16 protein-coding genes are annotated in these 21,648 nt (G+C 34.2%); 6 read left to right on the top strand and 10 right to left on the bottom strand.

All coding sequences use genetic code 11. The annotated features are described in order from the left end of the window. Positions 1–404 precede the first annotated feature (404 nt). The 5 genes from FLAPXU55_RS19565 to FLAPXU55_RS19545 form a co-directional block, all read right to left on the bottom strand. Positions 405–2,228: an alkaline phosphatase gene (locus FLAPXU55_RS19565; RefSeq protein WP_180860474.1), complete on the bottom strand. Its 1,824-nt coding sequence runs from the start codon at positions 2,226–2,228 to the stop codon at positions 405–407. Positions 2,229–2,660: 432 nt separating this feature from the next. Next, positions 2,661–4,196, bottom strand: coding sequence for a RagB/SusD family nutrient uptake outer membrane protein (locus FLAPXU55_RS19560; protein ID WP_180860472.1), 1,536 nt, complete (start codon positions 4,194–4,196; stop codon positions 2,661–2,663). Between the two features lie 18 nt (positions 4,197–4,214). Beyond that, entirely contained in the window at positions 4,215–7,604 is a 3,390-nt protein-coding gene (locus FLAPXU55_RS19555) for a SusC/RagA family TonB-linked outer membrane protein (RefSeq protein ID WP_180860470.1), read from the bottom strand. 94 nt (positions 7,605–7,698) lie between these two features. Next, the gene (locus tag FLAPXU55_RS19550) at positions 7,699–8,622 is read right to left on the bottom strand and encodes a FecR family protein (protein ID WP_180860468.1); all 924 of its coding nucleotides are present in this window, start codon (positions 8,620–8,622) and stop codon (positions 7,699–7,701) included. A gap of 115 nt (positions 8,623–8,737) precedes the next feature. Then, entirely contained in the window at positions 8,738–9,295 is a 558-nt protein-coding gene (locus FLAPXU55_RS19545; protein ID WP_180860464.1) for an RNA polymerase sigma-70 factor, read from the bottom strand. Between the two features lie 439 nt (positions 9,296–9,734). Here FLAPXU55_RS19545 and FLAPXU55_RS19540 point away from each other — a divergent pair, with 439 nt between their 5' ends. Beyond that, entirely contained in the window at positions 9,735–9,959 is a 225-nt protein-coding gene (locus FLAPXU55_RS19540; RefSeq protein ID WP_053472708.1) for a hypothetical protein, read from the top strand. A gap of 79 nt (positions 9,960–10,038) precedes the next feature. On the opposite strand, the gene FLAPXU55_RS19535 is transcribed toward FLAPXU55_RS19540, so the two are convergent. From FLAPXU55_RS19535 to FLAPXU55_RS19515, 5 genes are all read right to left on the bottom strand, one after another. Beyond that, positions 10,039–10,287 carry a hypothetical protein gene (locus FLAPXU55_RS19535; RefSeq protein ID WP_053472709.1) on the bottom strand — a complete coding sequence of 83 codons (249 nt, stop codon included), beginning with the start codon at positions 10,285–10,287 and terminating at the stop codon, positions 10,039–10,041. 268 nt (positions 10,288–10,555) lie between these two features. Beyond that, entirely contained in the window at positions 10,556–12,076 is a 1,521-nt protein-coding gene (locus tag FLAPXU55_RS19530) for a glycoside hydrolase family protein (protein WP_180860461.1), read from the bottom strand. Between the two features lie 268 nt (positions 12,077–12,344). Then, complete coding sequence (locus tag FLAPXU55_RS19525) at positions 12,345–14,525, bottom strand: HAD-IIB family hydrolase (protein ID WP_180860458.1); 2,181 nt, start codon at positions 14,523–14,525, stop codon at positions 12,345–12,347. Positions 14,526–14,639: 114 nt separating this feature from the next. Then, positions 14,640–16,301 carry a serine hydrolase domain-containing protein gene (locus FLAPXU55_RS19520; protein ID WP_180860454.1) on the bottom strand — a complete coding sequence of 554 codons (1,662 nt, stop codon included), beginning with the start codon at positions 16,299–16,301 and terminating at the stop codon, positions 14,640–14,642. Positions 16,302–16,381: 80 nt separating this feature from the next. Next, a complete protein-coding gene (locus FLAPXU55_RS19515; RefSeq protein ID WP_180860451.1) occupies positions 16,382–17,194 on the bottom strand; it encodes a helix-turn-helix domain-containing protein in 813 nt (270 codons plus the stop codon). 138 nt (positions 17,195–17,332) lie between these two features. Between FLAPXU55_RS19515 and FLAPXU55_RS19510 the strand changes: the two genes are divergently transcribed. The 5 genes from FLAPXU55_RS19510 to FLAPXU55_RS19490 form a co-directional block, all read left to right on the top strand. Continuing rightward, on the top strand, positions 17,333–17,485 hold the full coding sequence (locus FLAPXU55_RS19510; protein ID WP_165590693.1) for a hypothetical protein: 153 nt from the start codon (positions 17,333–17,335) through the stop codon (positions 17,483–17,485). A 155-nt stretch (positions 17,486–17,640) separates the two neighbouring features. Further along, a complete protein-coding gene (locus FLAPXU55_RS19505; RefSeq protein ID WP_053472714.1) occupies positions 17,641–18,018 on the top strand; it encodes a response regulator in 378 nt (125 codons plus the stop codon). 109 nt (positions 18,019–18,127) lie between these two features. Then, a complete protein-coding gene (locus FLAPXU55_RS19500; RefSeq protein ID WP_180860448.1) occupies positions 18,128–19,579 on the top strand; it encodes a sensor histidine kinase in 1,452 nt (483 codons plus the stop codon). Beyond that, complete coding sequence (locus FLAPXU55_RS19495) at positions 19,576–20,007, top strand: response regulator (protein ID WP_180860445.1); 432 nt, start codon at positions 19,576–19,578, stop codon at positions 20,005–20,007. Before FLAPXU55_RS19500 ends, FLAPXU55_RS19495 begins: the two co-directional genes overlap by 4 nt. A 117-nt stretch (positions 20,008–20,124) precedes the next feature. Then, the coding region (locus FLAPXU55_RS19490) for a HAMP domain-containing protein (protein WP_180860442.1) at positions 20,125–21,648 on the top strand (1,524 nt) is incomplete at its 3' end.

Here is a 21,648-nt window from a genome sequence, read left to right as displayed (position 1 = left end):
ATAACAATATAATTTTCTACCAATGAAATGTTCCTACGGAACATGGAAATATATAAAATAACCAAAGAGACTCTCTCAAAAGTCAATGCAGCTTTTCACTATAATTATTTTGTTTGTTATTAGTGACTTAATTGACCACTTTTTGATATCCGACTTATCATTCCGTTAGGAATGTTTCGTTGGTAGAAAAAAAATAAAGATCAGACACATTTACGTTCCGTAGGAACGTTTGACAGGTCAGATTATTAAAAAACAATGTCGAAATCAAACGTTCCTACGGAACGTAAACCATAATACAATATAATTTTCTACCAATGAAATGTTCCTACGGAACAAGCAAACATGTAAAATAAAAAAGAGGCTGTCCCGACTTTTGAGACAGCCTCTTTGCTTTTTTTAGAACATTACTTTTTAGTAATCGCTTCTATTATTTTAGTATAAATTTCAGTGTTTTGATAAACACCTGCAAAATTTTGAGCTCCTGCTCCATAAGCAAAAACCGGAACCGGAACTGCTGTATGATCATTTGTGCTGAAACTTCCATGAACATAACCTTTTTCAATACTTCCGTCGATTAACGAAAGTCCTCCTGTTTCGTGATCTGCCGTAACAACTAAAAGAGTTTCAGGATTTTTATCTACAAATTCCATTGCCTGCCCTACTAATTTGTCAAAATCTAGCATTTCGCGAACCACATATTCAACATTATTACTATGTCCGCCGTAATCAATTTGTGCACCTTCGGCCATGATAAAAAACGGATTTTTTGATTTTGCAAAAGTGCTTACCGTTTTAGCAAAAGATTTAGTTAAGAAATCTCCTCTTCCATTTTTCATTGAAACTACCGCCGCATCATCTGCAATAACAAATTTGCTATTTTTGATAGTATCTAAAGCGCTGAATTTATCTAAAAAAGTATATCCTTTCTCCATTAATGCTTTAGATAAATCTTTCCCGTCTTTTCTGGATTTAAATTCTTTTGTTCCACCGCCAATTAAAATATCTGACGCATTGCTTAAGAAATCATTTGCAATAGGCTCGTTGTAACTTCTTTCCGGCTGATGTGCGTAAAAAGCGGCCGGAGTTGCATCTGTAATATTCCCTGCCGAAATAATGGCTGTTTTATAATTCTTTTTAGCCAATTGCTGCGTAATTAATTCTAAAGGTTTTCCGCTTTCATCAACACTTATGAATCTGTTGTTTGTTTTATGTCCCGTTGCCATTGCTGTTGCTCCGGCTGCAGAATCTGTAATATAGCTGTCAGAAGCTTTTGTTATCGAAAGTCCCTGCGTTGGAATATTAAATAAACTTAACTGTCCTTTATTGGCTGTATAACCTGCATATATCTGCGTTAATCCCATTCCGTCACCAATTAAAAGAATTACGTTTTTAGACTTCTTTTTGGCGAAAGCCGAAACATTTTTAGGAACGTATGCTTGGTGAAATTCTGTATTTTGATAAAATGTTGATTTAATATTATTGATAAAATGTGTCAACTCAGAAACATTATCTGTCCCAATAAAATCAAGTTTTAAATTCATTAAAGTCATCCACGTATTTACGTTGTCTGCCGTGCCCCAAAATCTTATTTTTTTATTTTGATTGTGGACTTTTTTAATCACTGCCTGAATTTTTTCTAAATCGGCTTGTGTTAAAACACCTTTACCGTTCCAAGGCGTAAAGACTTTTATATCTTCACTGATCATTTCAACACGAGCTAATTGTTCAGCAGAATATTCTTCGTTAAGTCTTCCGTCAAAATAAATAAATTCAGGATAGTCTTTCCATTGTGCAGGATTTGGTCTGTTTCCTGAAATAACAACTTTAATATTTTTATTTACTATAATGTCAGGAAATGTTTTTAACTGCTGCGCAATAACTTTCAGCGTAGCATCGGCATCTGATTTAATATCAATCATTAAAATCAAAGGTTTGCTGCTTGGATAAGCTTTACTTCCTAAACTTTTTAATTTTAAAGAAAGAGGTTCAAAATACATACTTTTTAATGTATTCTGAGACGTAATGTCTTTGAAGTTGTGTGCTACAAACAATTCATTATTTACTACAAAAACATCGGCTTCGATAACGCCGGTTTCGTTTGAATACGCTCCGTAAAACGGAAGCGGACTTGCATAATCATTATGCGAATGAATGTTAGAAGAACTGTATTCCTGTGCTTGCACAAACAGGAAGAATTGAAGGCAGAAAAGGGTGAATATTTTTTTCATTGAAAATGTTTTTTATTAATGCTGTTTGTTTTTTGCCACAGATTAAAAGGATTAAAATGATTTTTGAATTACTTTGTGTGAAGGTTTTTGCCGCGAATTGCACGAATTTTCACTAATTTTTTTTTTGATTGCTGCGAATAAAATTTGTGGAAATTCGTGCAATTCGTGGCGAAAAAAAAATCCTTTTTAATCCTTTTAATCTGTGGCTAAAAAAACAATAATAACCAGTCCTTCAAAAAAAGACTGGTTTTATAATATTTGATACTGCAAATTATTTTTTACCGCCTGCAGACTCCACAACAAGCCTGCAGCGTAAAAAAAAATAAACAAACAAACTAATTAATTGTTAATGGTAAATTGTTAATTATAAATGATTAATGGTTCACGACTAATTGATAATTAACCATTAACAATTCATAATTAACCATTAAATCACCATCCTTGGTTTTGAGTCAAAGCTCCTTTGCTCACAGCGATTTCATCTGGTGGTATTGGCCATACGTGGTGAATAGCAGGATTGAAATTACGAGCCGGATAAATTACGGTTCCGTTATAATGGTGAAGCGGTTTTGCATAAGCATCTTTTGCATCTCCCCAACGCACTAAATCAAAATGACGGTCTGTCCACTCCCCTGCTAATTCACATCTTCTCTCTCTTTTTAAATCAGTTAATGTTGCTCCGGAAAGATCGCCAAGACCAGCACGGTGACGAATTAAATTGATTTCAGTATCTGCGTTTTGACCTTTCATTAATTTCGCTTCAGCAAGCATTAAAAGTACATCAGCATAACGTAAAAGCGGAACATTTAAAGCAGTTGAAGGTTTGTCTCCGTTTGCATTTACATAACGAATATCTACCGCTCCAGAATTCGTTTTTGGATAACTAAACGGCTCCATGTATTTTTTAAACTGATAACCAGTTCTGTTACTTGAACTTACAATATAGTTTCCTTCGTTAAATGTTACTTCTTGTCCAAAATAAACGAATTTATCTCCTTTTTGAAGTATTGTCGCGCTTCTTCTTTTATCTGTTGGATCATAAGTATCAAACAATTCTTTTGTTGGATAAAAATTTCCCCAGCCATTGTAAGCTCCCCATCCTTTATCTTCTAAACAAACTCCAGGAAAAATGGAACCCAAACCTGTATTTTCTGCACTAGAAGTTACAGACCAGATATATTCTGTAGACCAGTTGTTTTTAATTTTAAACACATCTTCAAAATTGTCAAGCAGTTTATGTTTTCCGCTTGCTACAATCATGTTCGCATATTTTATAGCATTATCCCAATCTTTAGCATACAAGTACGTACGAACTAAATAAGCCCAGGCAGCCGTTTTGTGCGCGCGTCCATAATTGTCTGGTGTAAGCTCATTAAAATAAGGCAGTAAATCAGCAGCTTTCTTTAAATCGGCGGCGATATAAGCGTAGTTTTCTCCAACGTTTTTAGCACGCGGAACGTAAACGTTTGTAAAGTTTTGTCTATCCTGAATAGGAATTCCGGCGCGATCGTCTCCATAATGATATGCTAATTCTAAATGCATTACAGCATGATTAAAATAAGCTTCGCCCAGCATTCCGTTTTTTGTTTTTTCATCCAAAGGGATATTCGGAATATTACGAATTACGTCGTTACAGCGTTTCATAATTTCATAATGAAGTCTCCAGATATCTTTTGTATCCGACTCAGCTCCGTCAACAATAAAATTTTTGATACGTTCTGCATTTTGTCTTGGTTTTGTTCCGATGTCATCACTGGCGTTGTTTAACCAAAAGAAACCACGACCGTACATATTATCATCAGAATACAAAGCATAAATCGAATTTACTCCTGCTTGTGCATCTGCCGGAGTTTTCCAGAAATTTCCGCTTGACGGCGCTCCCTGCGGAATTACATCAAGTTCACTTTCGCAAGCTGTGGTGGTTACCAATAGCACAAAACTCAATAATAAAAGACTTAATTTTTTCATTTTGTTTATTTTATATTTTTAAAAAGTAGCGTTTACACCAGTCATATAAATTCTTGAAAGCGGATATTTACCTACATCCATTCCAAAGTTTCTAAGACCAACTTCCGGATCCATTCCTGAATAATTTGTGATGGTAAACAAGTTTTGTCCAGAAATAAAGAATCTTAATTTTGCTTTTCCGTTTAACCAGTTTTCTTTAACTGTATATCCTATTGACACGTTTTTCAATCTTAAGAAAGAAGCATCTTCAATATAGAAATCAGAGATTCTTCCGAAGTTATTGTTGTTATCTGTTGACGAAAGAACCGGAATATTAGTATCTGTATTGGTTGGTGACCAGGCATTTTTAGATTCAGCCAATAAGTTGTAACCCGGGAAAGAACCGTTTAAACCTGTATGTTTTACAGCATTGAAAACACTGTTCCCTGACGCTCCGTTAAAAAAGATATTCATATCGAAACCTTTGTATTTGAAGTTGGCATTTAAACTGTAAGTTGTTTTAGGAAACGGACTTCCTAGTACTACTCTATCGCTGTTATTAATAACACCGTCTCCGTTTTCATCTTTAAATTTAATATCTCCGGCAACAGCATTTGGCTGATACGCCACTCCGTTTGCATTTACATACGCTTTTGCTTCTGCAGTACTTTGGAACAATCCGTCAGTTGCATATCCGTAAAAAGCACCAACCGGGCTTCCAACCTGATAAATATTTGCTAATGGCAAACTACGAACTCGGCTTAAGTTTAAAGGCTCAAGTGAAGTCAAATCATCTTTAATAGAAACAATTTTGTTTGTTAAAAATGCAGCATTTGCCGTTACATCAAATTTAAATTCTCCACGTGTTTTTTGATATGTTAAACTAGCTTCAAGACCTCTGTTTTCTACATCTCCAGAATTCACGATTCTGCCAAGAGGTGTTCCGGAAACTCCAGGAAGCTGATCGCGAACTAACATATCTTTGTTTGTTTTTACATAAGCATCTACAGATCCTACAATTGTATTATTGAACATTGTAAAATCTAAACCTATATTAGTCTGCTCAGAACTTTCCCATTTTAAATTAGGGTTAGATAATTCACTTTCAGCATAACCGTAATTAATTACCGGAGTTGCTCCAATTAAAGCTGATGTCTGCGTAAGAGGCACACTAAACTGGTAAGGCCCAAGGTTTCCTAAGTTTCCTATTTGTCCCCAGCTTGCACGAAGTTTTAAATTGCTTACAATTGGATTAATGCTTTTCATGAAACTTTCTTCAGAAATTAACCATCCTGCCGAAACTGATGGATACACTTTCCAACGGTTATTTTGTAAAAGTTTTGAAGTTCCGTCGCGACGTACAATTCCTGATAATAAATATTTTTGATTGAAATCGTAGTTTAACCTTCCCACATAAGAAGAAATAATTTCATCAGATAAACCTGCTCCTGTCTGCTGAATTACTTTAGCATTCAACAAATAACGCTGGGATGGATCTTCGTTATCAAATCCAGTTCCTTCAACCGTGTAATAATCTCTTTTTGTTTCCTGATACGTATATCCTGCTAAAGCTTTGAAGTTGTGTTTTCCTAATGATTTTTCATAAGAAATAGTCTGCTCGCTCAATAAATCAGTTGTTGTCATTGACTTCTTAGTCAATCTGTTAAAGTCGAATATTTTTCCGGGTTCTGTAATTTTAACCGTAAAATCTGTTGCGTTATCTTGTATTCTTGTATAACCCCAGTTTGATTTCACTTTTAAACCTTCAATAATTTCCCATTCTGCATAAGGATTGATTAAAACTGTAGAAATTGGATTTCTGTTGTCTAATCTTTTTAAGTAAGCAACCGGATTGATAACGTCTCCGTAAGAACCAATATATTTTTCAGGAACTCCTCCAAATTGTCCAGAACCATCTTCTCTGTAAATTGTTGCATTTGGCGGATAAAAAATTGCTCCTAAAATTGCTCCAGTGTAAGCGCTTGAAGTATTAGCAGACTGACCATCTGTTAAGGAATATGATAAATTTTCTCCAAGTGTAAAATTTGGCGCCAGTTTAAAAGAGGTATTTGCTCTTACGGTGTAACGGTTTCCAAAAGTATTTAGCAAAATACCTTCGTTTCTTCTATAACTTCCTGAAAGAAAGAAATTTGATTTTTCTGTTTTTCCATTTATCGAAAGAGATAGATCCTGAATTTCTCCTGTACGGAAAATTTCATCCATCCAGTTTGTTTTTGTTGTTCTTGCTGTTGGTTCAAAAGCAGGATCAAAAGCAGGAATTCTTGGTAAACCCGCATTATCTCTTGCTGTGTTCATGGCATCAGCATATTCTGCAGCGTTTAAAACATCAAGTTTTTTAGCCACATTTTGAAAACCTCCCTGATAATTAACGTTTACATTAATTTTATCTGAAATTCCTTTTTTAGACGTAATTAAAATTACACCTCCAGAAGCTCTTGCTCCGTAAATCGCTGCTGATGCCGCATCTTTCAAAACGCTGATCGAAGCAATATCATTTGGGTTAATCGTATTTAACGAACCGCTGTAGATAATTCCGTCTAAAACAATTAACGGTGTTTCTGCGTTTAAAGATCCAATACCACGAATATTAATTGTTGGCGAAGCTGTTGGATCTCCTCCATCGTTGATAACCGTAACACCCGCAACAGTTCCCTGTAATAATTCGCCCGCATTGTTATACGTTCTGCTTGATGCTTCTTTCATAGAAACAGATCCTACAGATCCTAAAACTTCATTCTTTTTTACACTACCGTAACCCATAACCACAACTTCCTGAAGCTGTTTCATATCGGCTGCTAATTTTACAGTGATATTTTCTGATTTTGTTACTTTTATTTCTTGTGTTACATAACCAACATAAGAGAAAATAAGTACTGCTTCAGAGGCGGTTATTTCCATTTTAAAAGTTCCGTCAAAGTCTGTTGCCGTTGTTGTATTAGAACCTTTGTCTTTAATTCCAACTCCCGGCAATGGCATATTATCGTCTCCGCCAAAAACAGTTCCCGAAACAATAATTTTGTTTTGATCATCCGTTAAACCGGCTATTTTCTGCGTTTTTTTAATTACGATATTGTTGCTTACAATTTCATATCGAAGTGAAAAATTACTGCATATTTTATCTAATGCCTGTTCCAGTTTAACGTTCGTAAGTTTTAAACTGATTTTCTGGTTCGTATTAACTTGATTTGATTCGTACATAAAATGAACGCCAGCCTGATTTTCAATTTTTTGAAAAACATTCTTCAAGCTTTCATTTTCTACCTTTAAGGTTACTTTTTTATCAAAATCAATATTTCCGGCATTTATTAATCCGGTAAAAAACAAAGCAATAAATAAGATTACTTTTGCCCACATAGCTTTTTTAATGCTTTGAAACTTTACGACGTACCGCTTTTGTTTTTCATTCATAGTTTTTGGATTTTAGATTGGCTTTTAATTTTAGATTTTAGAATTCAGATTTTAGATTTTTTACTAATTACTTTTTACTATTCACTTTTCACAACTATTGAATTTTATAAACCCCGTCCTCTACCTTATATTCGGCGTTTACTATATTGCAAACCAAGGCGACAACCTGATCTACAGGAAGTTCTTTGAAATAGGCGTTTATTTTTAGTGCGTTTAGATTCTTGTTTTTAAGTTCGATGGCAACATTGTAGTTTCTGTTTATGGTTGCGATAACTTCCGGCAGCGGCGTATCTTCAAAAACAATAATATTTTTTCGCCACAATGAAATCGTGTTTACAGGAACATCTTTAAAGGCTTGGAGTTTGTTGTTTTTGGATTTAAAAACTACTTTCTGACCCGGCGTTACATATACATTTTCTTCTGTAACAGTCGATTTTACATTTACTCTTCCGGTCATAACAGAAACTTCCTGTGTTCTTTGGTCCGGATATGCCTGAACATTAAAGCTCGTTCCCAATACTTTGGTGTCCATTTTATCGGTGTGGATTATAAATGGATGTTTTTTGTCTTTGGCAACATCAAAAAAAGCTTCTCCGGTTAGATAAACTTCGCGAGTATCTCCTTTAAATTCTTTCGGATATTTTAAACGGCTTCCGGCATTCAGCCAAATTTGTGTTCCGTCGCTTAACGTTAGTTTTGCATGTTCGCCTAACTTTGCCGCATATTCTTTAGTTTCAACATCATTTATTGCTTTTTGGTAAAAGAAAAATGATGTACCAAATAATACTAATAAGGAAGCCGCAGCTGCCCAATATTTAGTTTGAAGAAATATAACCTCGTTTGATTTCTTTATTTGTCTCAATTCTTTTTTTAGTTTGGAACGATCTGATTTTATGGTCTCCATATTCTCGAAAGCTTCATCAGTACGATCGTACCATTTATTCCACATTTCTTGTCCTTTTGGAGAATAATTTCCCCCTAAAAAATGTTTTATTTCTTGTTTTAATTTATCAGTCATTATAATTTCTTTATGTCTTTAATAGTATGTCTTGAGAATTGAAAATTCAGGTAGGTTGAAAAGGTTACGCTTTTGTTAAGAAAAAGTCGGCTTATCATTTTCGGAAATATTAAAATCAATTAAACTCTCCTAAATAAGTCCGCATGAATTTTAATGCGTATGTAATATGATATTTTACCGTATCGATCGAAACGTTAAGTTCATCAGCAATTTCTTTATTCGAATAATGTTTGATTCTGCTGAGAATAAAAACCTCTTTTGATTTTTTTGGAAGTAACGAAGCTGCTTTGTCAACCGCTATTTGTAATTCATCATAAAAAATAGAATCTTCGGTTGCATTATGACTGTTATAAGAAACGGTATTTCTATCTAAAACTTCCTGAATATATTGATCTGTTACGGTGTGGGATTTTATATAATCTAAAGTTGTGTAACGAACGGAAGTGTAGATGTATGCTGCAAAACTTTTTTGAATTACGATCGTTTTACGGCGTTCCCAGATGGTGGTAAAAACTTCCTGAACAATTTCTTCAGAAATAGGAACCGATTTCATCCTTAAATAAACGAAGCGCACCAGCACATCACGGTATCTAAAATACAGCTCATCAAAAGCTTTATCTTTTCCTTGTTTTAATAATTCAACAAGTTCTTCATCAGAATAACCTTTATACATAATACTTCACTTTATTATTATTGACTGGGAAAATAATGTCTATTAAAACATTTATTTGGTGAAGTATGCTTACTTTGAAAAATGACATATACTGCAATAGTTTGTTTAATAATATGTCTTCAAAATTAAAACTGAGGGTAGGTCGGTTAGGTTACGTTTACATTAATAAAACAGCAGGATTATGAAACATTGTATTAACATTTCGTTTGGTTTGTTACCAATACATTTAAAAAAATCCGGAAGAATAAAAATTAGGGACAACTTAGTAAAAGAATTTAAATATTTTTCTGTTAACAAACTGTATATGTGAATTATATAACTTTTACAATTTAAACTATAAAATATTTTCCCATTAACAATTCTACATTTACATTCCCGTAGTAAAAATCTGCAAGAACTAAATTTAAACAGCAATTATTAACCTCTAAATACTGATATCATGAAATTTGAAGGCAATGAAAATGACGAAACCACATTTAGAAAACAAGAATCTTTTTGTCTGTATGATTCGATAACAATATGCGACGATCAGGAAATAAGTCGATATTTTAGAGGTCAGAGTAAGAATGTTTCCTGGGATGATGAAGATGACAGCCTTGAGGAAGAAGACAATTATTACGAAGATGAAGAGGAAACTTTAGAGAGCTATGATCGACCATTGTAAATCTCTCAAATAATAAATAATCATTAAAAGCTATCTGAATTCAGATAGCTTTTTTTTGGTTTTGGTGTTAATGATTTGTTTATTTAAAAACAGTAACTGCATCAGTAAGATTTTGGCTGGAAATAAAATCAGCAATAAAATCTTTTACTTCATTCCTGCTTTCTGCCGAAGTGGCAAAAGAATTAATGTGATAATTTTCGTCCTGATCTAATATATGTATTATTTCAGTGTAGCCTTTGGAGATTAAACTGCCTTTTAACTTAATTACATTAAATTGTTGACGTCCGTCTAATTCTTTACGTACTTGTAGTTTTATAGCTCGTTCCATATATTAATATTTAAATTAATTCCTTAACTATTCCTTTATCAAATATAAACATTCGATTATTTAAGTATATAATAATCAATGCAGTAGTTATTAACTGTTTATCAGCATATTATCAACAATTCAGAATTATACTATTAAATTTAAAACATTAAAACCTTCGAAAGCAATGTTTGCTGTAGTTTTAATGAACCTTCAAAAAAAGATTATTTAAAAGAAATATCAGAACCATCAAAAAAGCCATATCAACAACGATATGGCTTTTTCTAATTTAACTCGGATTAATCTGCACCATCCGGCTGTAATCTTTAGAATATTTTTCCGGGTCTGATGCTGCGTATTCATTTTCCGGTTCGGGAATTACATGAATTTTAGAATCACTAACGGATATAACGGCCGAGCAGACATAAATTCCTATTTTGCCTTCGTTATACCTAAAATCCAGCAAAGTTAGTTTTACGACATCGTTTATAGAAAGTTCATAATAATTTCCGTAACGGATAATCTTAAAATAGATTTGTTTATTATCCTGAATTTCAAATTGATTGGTTTGAATGTTTTCAAAAATAAAATTATTCTTAACGTCTTTTTCATTAAATCCCCAAGCCCTGAACTGAACAAATCCGTTTACAAAATCAATCGAAATATAATAAGCTGTTCCTTCTTTATCACATTCAATTACAAATCCTGTTTTTCCCATTCCTTCCACCGCAAGCGTTCCTTCCCACACAAAATCCATTGAAGGTTTTTCGAAGCAGTAAATTTCATAACCGCTTCGGCATCCAAATCTCCATTTGTTTTCATTTTCCTGAACAAAATCAGCAGTTGGATTTCCCAGAATTGGTAAGGGCTGCGGTAAATCTTTTTGCAAAATTGTTTTTTGGTAGAGCTTTTCCCAGTAATAATAAGACTTTAATAAAAGTCTGCCGCTTTTGTCAATATCCAATTCTTTTGGCGGCGGAATTACTCGGTGTGTATTGACATTTCCATCGGCAAAATAAAAATTATAAACTAAAAAATGCGCGCCGTCTTTTACAACTCTCGCTGCATAATTCCCCTGCGGAAGCAATACATTATTATGGAAAGCACAATATTCTCCCTTAAACTCCGGCGCGGACCAATATCGTACTTTAACATCTTCGCGAATGGAGCCAAGTAAATAATGAGTTCCTTTTATTTCTATAACACACGGACACTCAACATCATCATATACATATGGGAAATGCAGCGGTTTTTGCAGCACAAAACCTTCTTTCTCTCTTTTGGCTACACCAATACAGCCGCGTCTGTAAATTGGTCCGGATGCACTTCGGGCGCAAATCAATAAATAATCTTCGCCTTCATACGTGTATTTAAAAGGATCTCTAAAACTAATCCATTCCCGTGGATTGTTAGAAAAACTTTCATAATGTGGTGCTTCACTTTTAAAAGGCAGACCTTCAAAATTTTCTTTTTCCCAATGAATTAAATCTGCCGAAACTGCCCTGCCTACTTTTTGCTCAATTCCTTTATCCTGACGTTTCAAACCGGTATAATACATTTCGTAACCCTTTTTATCCGATCTTTTGCTTACATGCATTGTCCACAACATATCATCGTCCCATTCTCCCGGATCACCTACAAACAAAGCATTTTTTACTCTTTTCCAAGAAAGACCGTCTTTTGAAACTGCGTGCGCAATATAATCGTGATTGGGAATAATCAAATGAAACAAATGATGCATTCCTTTTTCATCTATAAATACATCAACATCTCCAATTTCCCAATTGCTAAATCCTGAACCTGAATACATTTTATTACTTATTTAATCTGTTAGTATAATTATTTTAAATGCATATCTATATTAATTTAAACACATAGAAACATAGGTTTTTGAAGCTTAAAAAAGGTGTTTCACTTGTTTAAAACAAACATAGTTGCGTAAGTGTAAAACTTTGTCAAAGTTCAAAACTTTGACAAAGCTGCCACAAAGCTATGTGTGAGAAACTAGTTTCTTTTTATACTCTTTTTAATTTTAGAATATAACCTATGTTTCTATGTGTTTAAATAATCTTAACACGTTACTTAATTATTTTATAATATTTCAATCCTTCTAAAATTCCCTCAGAAGCCGAATTTTTAGCAACATAAACACTTTTGGTCGTTTCGTAATCGGCCAGTTCTGCGCTTCTGTTTCCCACAATAATACCTTTTACCAAGCCTCTGAACATATCGACATCATTTCCCGAGTCTCCGGCTGCAATAACATTCGATAATGAAATATTCCATTTTCGGCATAAAAATTTTATAGCGTTTCCTTTTGAAGCCCGCTTCGGAATAAAATCCAGATATTGTCCATGGCTCGGAATAATATTTATTTTATACCAGCCCGTTCCTAAAGCCTTGATTAATTCGTCGTGATCGTAATCTTCTTTTTCGTAGTAATAGGAAATTTTATAAGCATTCTGAGCTTCTTCTTCCTGAAGCCTGATCCATTTCACTTCTTTTAAACGTTCGACAACATCTTCTCTTTTCCATCTTCCGGCTAAGAATTTTGCCCAGCCTTTGTCGAGAATATAATCTTCCCCATTAGTATAATAAATCTCTGTCCCTACCGAACAAATAATAAAATCCGGCAGCGGGAATTCCTCTTCATCAATGATTTTTTTAACCAAAGTCAAATTTCTTCCCGAAGCCATAGCAAAAGCCATCTTATCCGTACGGTTTGTTAAGTGCGCTTTTAATTCCTTTAATCCGGGATTATTTAATTTGGGTTCGATCAGCGTACCGTCAATATCCGAAACCAATAAGTTTTCGATCTTTCTTTTCAATCGGTCAATATTGATATTTGGATAATGCTGTTTTTTGATTCCGGCTCCGGATGATAAGGATAAATTTTCTTTTACCAATTCCACATATTGGTTAACGTGGCTTAACCAGCTGTAATGTTTTTGAATATTTATGGCGCCGTTATTCGAATAATATTTCCACTGATTTTCATCAGTTAAAATATTTCGAAGTGCTTTTTTAATTTGATTTTCATCTTGCGGATTTACCAATTCTCCGTTTTGGCAGACTGGAATAATTTCTGATGGTCCGCCATTTTTGGTAACCACAACCGGAAGTCCTGAACTGGCAGATTCTATAACGGTTAAGCCGAAATTTTCATGCAAAGCCAAATTCACAAATACACCTCTTTTTTCGGCAGCATAACGATAAATAATCGAAACTTCGTTCTCCACATCATGCTTTTTCGGAATGGCCATTTTTCCGTACAAATCGTATTTGTCCATTTGCAATAATAAATCCGTCAGAACATCTTTTTCAGATTCCGGCATTTTGGCAATGTCTTTACGGATTCCGGCAAAAATGACCAGATTTGCAATGCTCTGCAATTCTTTGTCTTTACCGTAAACATCAATAAGTGTATGGAGATTTTTATGTCGGTCAGGCCTCGAAAGTGCCAGTATAAAAGGTTTATGCGGATTGGTCAGGAATTTTGAAATCGTTTCTGAAACCCAGTATTTCCGCTGCGTTTCTTCTAAATGTTTATCATTATCCGGCTCCTGAAAATAATAAGGAACAAATTTTCTGGTATCAATTCCCGGAGAAATGGCGTGGTATTTTCCTAACTCAAAATTTTTATACGCTTTATAGGTTTCAATTTCCTGTTCGGTAGAAGTAACAATAAATTCCGAAAGTTCAAGTGTCTTTTCCTCAGCCGCAATCCTGGCTTTAAACTTGAATTTCTTTTCCAGTTCTTCTTCCGTAAATCCGCTTTCAAGCAATTTTTTCTTTTTATAAAATCCTAAAGAATGTCCGGTATGCGCAAAAGGAATATTGAGAACCGCAGATAATTCGGCGGCAGCGTAACCAGCATCTCCGTAATGAGAATGAATCCAGTCCGGATAAATGTTGTGCAGTTTAATATGCTGCATTGCTCCGTTTACAAACGTATCAAGATCTTCCCAAAGCAGTTCTTTCGATTTGTATTTTTTTCCTAAAAAAGGAATTCGTCTTATATCTAATTTATCATTAATTACTTCCACAGGAACTGCATATTCAGGCGAAAGCAAAGGATCGTCAATTAATCGTGTAAATAAATGTACGTGCTCAACATCTTTGTGCTGGGATAAAAATTCGGCAAGTTCGTAGACATATTTAGTTTGTCCGCCGTTGTCTGCATCCCGGCCAATTTCAAGACCGGAACCCTTTAAAAGTCCGTGTATATTTATAATTGAGATTCGTAATTTTTTCATCATCGGGCATTGTTATTTTGAAAGCCCAATTTACCATGCCTGCGAAGATTGTAAAGAAATAATTACAGTTTAAATTTACATATTTCCCACATTTGAAAGATAATTTAACCTAAAACATTACCGTTTATAATCTAAAACAGCCGGCAAAATATAATCCTTTACAATTTTTTCTGCCTGAGGATGTGCATATTGTTTATTATATGCTTTTGAAGTAATAATGATCACTAACGGAAGTTCCTTAAAAACTATAAACTGGTTTCCCCCATTTCCGGCACAATAAAACGTTTCATAATTTTTTCCTTCAAAAGCAAAAGTTTTATTCCAAAACAAATAACCGTAGAATTCATTATTTCGTTCCGGAATCTGGATTTGTTTTGTAAAAGTTTTAGAAACCCATTCCGGGCTTAAAACTTGTTTTCCGTTCCACAAACCATTATTTTTATACAATTGCGCATATTTAGCATATTCCAGCGAAGTCATTTGTAAACTTCCGGCCGTATTAGGCACTTTTTGAGGCGTATACTGCCATTGATAATTCGTAATATGCAAAGGTTTGAAAAGCTTTTCATCGGCATATTTTTCTAAACCTTGAGGAACCGTTTTGTTTATAATATCACCAAGAACAACAACTCCAGCCGTAAAATAATCCCATTGACCGCCGTTTGTTTTGGTTTTATCCATAGGCAGGTTGAGCGCAAATTTTACCCAATTCTCAGCAGGATACATATTATCTTCATTTCCCGGAGAATTTCCATTGCTGTCAGAACCTTCAAAAGCAGAACTCATTGTAAGTAGATCTCTTATTTTTACGCTGTCTTTTTTAGGTTCATAATTAGTAAACTGTTTTAAATTGTAAAATGTATTTAAAGTCTGATTTTCATTTTTAATAAAACCTTCATCAATCGCAATTCCCATCATTGTAGAAGCAAAAGATTTTCCGGCAGATCTCGTGTCGTGCAGCGTATTTCTATTGGCATCATTAAAATATTCTTCAAGAAGTAATTTACCATTATGTATGACAACGACGCTTGTAATTTCCTTTAAATTATAATTGCCAATAGCTGAATTTAATTCCTCAATTTTCTTTTTATCAAAAGACTGATTTGAAATTTCCCAATCGCTTCCCGGCTGAATCTGCTGAACTTCAATTTGTTTTTTAGTTAATACGATGGGTTTTATAAGCAGCTTTAACTGACCTTCGGCAATTAAATTTCCTGTTTTTATAGTGTCGTCTATTTTTATATAAGGTCTGAGTTCTATTTTGAGTTCATGCGTTCCTGTGTTCAGTACTTTTTCTCCGCCATTATTTTTAAATCGTTCCCACATATTCATGGCCCACCAGTCTTCTCCTTTTGTACTCGTTAGCGGAACTCTAAATACTGTCGATGTATTTTTGTTTCCGCCAGATCCAAAATTGCAGCCGTGATGAATATTTTCGGTATAAATCAATTTACCGTCAACATAAAAAGAAAACTGAAGATTTCCGGTTTTTAAAAGTGTTTCTGCAGAAAGTTCAGGAGCTAATTGATGTAAATAATTCACTACTGAATTATCCATAAAAACCCTGATATTTAAATCGGATCTGGGTTTAAGTTCAAATGATTTTAAAATATCCGTCTTTTTATATTCAGCCAGCGGAATATTTCCATTCATAAAAGTAACCTTGCCAATATTGGCTTTATGAATATCATAAGTGATTTCGTCTGCTTTATATAAATCATTTTGGGCCGCAATTTTACCGCACAAACACAGTAAAAGAAACAATATTATTCGTGTCATTATTTTAGTTTTTATAAATATTTGAAAAGCAAAACTATATCGTTCCATTCACTAAAAATTGTACAGAATTAACATTGCGGTTATTTCTTAAAAAGTATTTTTTTATGTTCAGATGGATTAATTTCATTCATTTCCCTAAAACAGCGATTAAAATGACTTTGGTCTGAAAACCCGCATTGATAAGCAATTTCGGTAAAAGACTGATTTTGGGAAGACATCAGCGAAAGCGCCTTTTCAACCTTTAATTTCCTAATATATTCGCCCAGATTGCAATGAAAATATTTAGAAAAATCCCTCGACAAATGTATCGGGTGAATATTTAATATCGAGGCTAAATATTCTAACGTAAGAGGTTCTGCAAATTGTTCGTGCAGGATTTCATCCAGCGTTGTTACCCATTTTGGCTTTTTATCTAAAACCGCTTTAAAATTGTTTTGTAAACGTGAAATTATTTCGAGCAGTAATATTTGAGTAGAAATATCAGTACTATTATCCTCTATTTTTGAAGCCCTGAAAACTTTGTACATCAACAATTTAATATCAGGATCTAAAATTTTACTGCTTCCTTCCAGATTTTCGCTGTTTAAACTCAGATTCTCAAACCAGTGCTTTTCAATTTCAAGATGAAAACCTCTCGTAAATCCGTCTGGTTTTATGTTATAATGTGCATCCTGCCAGTTATGAAACAACAGGCTTCCGGGAGAACAATTGTAGACTTCTTTTTTATTTCCTTCAATAACATTTCCTTCCAGAATAAAAGTAAAATAAGCATGTTCATGGTAATGCCAGTCCACTTTTGGATGTGTGTAAACGGTATCAGTTAAAGTAATTCCGTCGAGATAAATAGTCTTGTTTGTATCGCCGTAAAATTCGCCTTTTTTTGAATGTTTCATCGTTACAAAATTTCAGAAAACTAATGTACATTATTTTGGCATGAGAATTATAGAACAATATTTAAAAATTGTGTAAGAAAATTTTAGGGCATAGTTATACTTTTCAGTCTTATAAATGTTTCACCAAAACATAAATCCATGAAAATACTTTTACCAATCTTCTTAATTGTTATCCTAATTTCAATTTTGAACTACAGCTGCGAATCGCTTTGCGAAGATGATAATTCCAGAAGCAATCATAAAGAAGCTTCAACTCACAAAACAGACACATTAGAAGCGACTATCGATTAAAATATTTTTTTAAGAATTTTAATAAATTTCTTTCAAAAAACAGATCAAAAGAGATTAAAATTGGCAATATTATTTTTACATTTGAGTAAGAAAAATATTGTCATGCCGTTCGTTTTTAACGAAATATCATCTTTTATAAACACCCCAATATTTATATGAGTTATAAAAACATATTACAAATTGACGATGATATTGACGATTGCGATTTTTTTATGGAAGCGCTTCAGGCAGTTTCCAGTGCTGATTATGTATCGATGCAAAACCCTGTAGAAGCACTCAATAAACTGATCCACAAAAAAATTAATCCCGATGTTATTTTTCTGGATCTTAATATGCCGGTTATGTCCGGCTTAGAATTTTTAATAGAAATTAAAAAGCAGGAAATCATTAAAGATATTCCTATCATTATTTTCTCAACTTCACAATTTGAAGAAATTAAGCTTAAAGCCAAAAAATACGGAGCAGATGAATACATCTCAAAACCAAGTGATTTCAATGAATTAAAAAAAATACTAAGTCATTATATCGCATAATGTGTACTGTGCTTAATTATACTGCTCAAACCGTTTACTGCGCTGTGCCGTTTTTTGCTTTTTTTTATTGTTAAACCCTGGTTCCTTTGGTATTCCTAACAGAAAGACAATGAAATTATCAACTCAAATACTTGTAGCTTTTACGCTTATCATTTTACTTTCTGTAGCAGATTCCTATACGAATTACAGGCTGTCTAAAAAAGTACAGCTTAATTCTCAATTTCTTTCAAAATCTGAAGCCGTAATTAGAAATTCTAATAAAACCCACAGGGCCATTCTTGAAATGCAAAGTGCCGTAAGAGGTTATTTTTTAACAAATGACACCACATTTTTAGAAGAATATAATAGAGGAATAAAAAAAGTACCGGAATATCTTAGAGAACAACGTTCTCTTATTGGCATTAATAATACACAACGGTCTATAATAGATTCTATAACACACCTGCATATTGAGTGGCTTGTATATACATCAGAATTAATCGAAACCAGAAACAATAATCCCGTAGTTTATCAAAACCTTATTGACACTAAATTCAAAAAACATATAGGCAAAAATATCAATGATGCTATTAGTAGAAAGTTCAAACGGTTTGATAAAATCGAATATAAAACACGAAAATACCACAGCGATATGTTACTGCAGTCTTTAGCAAATACCAGAACATTTTCGCTCATATTTTTATCCTTAACCATATTTGTTGGTATTGCAAGTACAGCTTATATCGTTATTATGATTACCAACCGAATCAACTCTATGGTTCGTGTGGCAGATACAATCTCTAAAGGAAAATTTACCATAGTTGAAGATTATAGAAAGGATGAATTAAGTGCGCTTTCTTCCTCTTTAAACATTATGTCGCGCCGACTGGAAAAAAACATTCAGGACCTGGAAAACAAAAATGCAGAACTTAACAAATTTGCCTATGTGGTTTCTCATGATTTAAAAGCGCCTCTTCGCGGTATTTATAATGTTATCAGCTGGATTGAAGAAGATTTATCAGAAGAGCTTTCTCCTGCCCTAAAAAATTATCTGAGCATAATTCCGAAAAGAACGCAGCGCATGGAAGCCTTAATTAACGGTCTTTTGGATTATGCCCGAATCAACCGAAAAACAACTCCTGAATTAGTGGATACCAATATAATGGTTGATGAAATTGCACAGTCTATTGTTCCGAGGAAATTCAAGTTAGAAATTATTAATCTTCCCGTAATCTTTACAGAACGTTTAAAACTCGAGCAGGTATTTTCTAACTTAATCAGTAATGCTGTAAAATACTCCAATCCAAAAAATCCACGCATCGTAATAAAATGCGAAAAAATAATGAACGTTTTTGAGTTTTCGATAAAAGATAACGGAATTGGAATTGATCCTGAATACCATCAAAAAATCTTTGAAATATTTCAAACCCTGAGAGAAAAAAATGAAATGGAAAGCACCGGAATTGGCCTCGCCATTGTCAAAAAAATAATTGACGAACAAGGTGAAACCATCAATGTACAATCAAAACTAGGCGAAGGGGCAGAATTTACCTTTACCTGGAGAAATAATAAAGCCGTATGAGAAAGCCAAACATTTTACTAATTGAAGACGATGAACTGGATACTATATCGGTAGAACGTTCCTTAAAAAAATTAGAAATCAAATATATTCTTCATACCGCCTACAACGGACTTGAAGCATTAAAACTATTAAGAGATCCAGAAAATCCGCTTGTGCCGGATGTGATTCTTCTGGACATTAATATGCCCAGAATGAACGGAATTGAATTTCTCAGCATTATAAGAACCGACGAAAAATTAAAACACTTAAATGTTTTTATTATGACCACATCTTCTGAAAATAACGACAGGGTTACCGCCGAAGAACTAGGCATTTCAGGATATATCATTAAACCATTGAATTACAATGACAATACAAAAAGACCCGATTCAATGGATGCCTTTGTACAATTTCATCTAAGGAAAATTTTATTAAATGAAAATACTTAAATTTAATAGAAATTTTAAAATATCAATTGCAATCACAATTTCAAAAATCAAAGATTAGAAATCAGAAATAATCTAAAATCTGAACTCTAAAATCAAAAATATACCAAGCCGCCAATTATGAAAAAAGCAAAACACACCGATAAAGCACCAGAAAATGAGGTTTTGATCGCACTGCCAATCATAACAGATGAAAAAAAACCATCTGGAACCAAAGTAAAAAAAATCGAACCCGAAGAATCTATTCTTAACGATGCCGAATTTTTAAAGATTTTGCTGAAAGTTAAAAACGGAAACTTCTCGCAGCGTTTCCCAACCGATCAAAACGGAATAAAAAGATCAATCTGCGATACTTTAAACGAAATCATTGACCTGAACGAAAGAATGGTTTTTGAATTTCAAAAGGTTGGAAAAAGCATTGGTAAACAAGGAAAACTAACCAATCGCGTGGTTCTTGACGGTGCACGTGGTTCGTGGAGTTCGTGTGTTGAATCTGTAAACACCCTGATTTCTGACCTGGTTCACCCTACTATCGAAATTGCCCACGTAATTACATCGGTGGCAAAAGGAAACTTATCACAGGAAATGCCTTTATCTATTGAAGGAAACCCGCTTCAGGGAGAATTCCTTAGAATTGCAAAAGAGGTAAACGGAATGGTGAAACAGCTGAACCTTTTCTCGATGGAGGTTACCCGTGTGGCGCGTGAGGTTGGTACAGAAGGAAAGCTGGGAGGTCAGGCAAAAGTTCGTGGTGTGGGCGGTGTTTGGAAAGATTTGACCGATTCTGTAAATAAAATGGCATCGAATCTTACCGGACAAGTACGTAATATTGCCGATGTAACAACAGCGGTGGCAAAAGGAGATTTATCTAAAAAAATTACCGTAGACGTAAAAGGAGAAATCTTAGAATTAAAAAATACCATCAATACCATGGTGGATCAGCTGAACTCTTTTTCTTCTGAGGTAACCCGTGTGGCGCGTGAGGTTGGTACAGAAGGAAAACTGGGCGGACAAGCGCAGGTAAAAGGTGTGGGTGGAACATGGAAAGATTTAACGGATTCGGTAAACCAAATGGCATCGAATCTTACCGGACAAGTACGTAACATTGCCGATGTAACAACTGCCGTAGCAAGAGGAGATTTATCTAAAAAAATTACCGTTGACGTAAAAGGTGAAATTTTGGAATTAAAAGATACCATCAATACCATGGTGGATCAGCTGAATTCCTTCTCTTCTGAGGTAACTCGTGTATCACGTGAGGTAGGTTCTGAAGGAAAACTGGGAGGTCAGGCAAAAGTACGAGGTGTGGGTGGAGTTTGGAAAGATTTGACCGATTCTGTAAATCAGATGGCATCCAACTTAACCGGTCAGGTACGTAATATTGCTGAGGTAACAACAGCCGTAGCAAAAGGAGATTTATCTAAAAAAATTACCGTAAACGTTGAGGGAGAAATTCTTGAACTAAAAAATACCATCAATACTATGGTGGATCAGCTAAACTCATTCGGTTCTGAGGTAACTCGTGTGGCGCGTGAGGTAGGTTCAGAAGGAAAACTGGGAGGTCAGGCAAAAGTAAAAGGTGTTGGTGGAACATGGAAAGATTTAACCGATTCCGTTAATCAGATGGCGTCCAACTTAACCGGA

The sequence above is a fragment of the Flavobacterium panici genome, assembly GCF_903819335.1.
GTDB classification, from domain to species: domain Bacteria; phylum Bacteroidota; class Bacteroidia; order Flavobacteriales; family Flavobacteriaceae; genus Flavobacterium; species Flavobacterium panici.
Note: the sequence above shows the minus strand (reverse complement) of the source record. Positions and strands in the feature narration are given on the sequence as shown.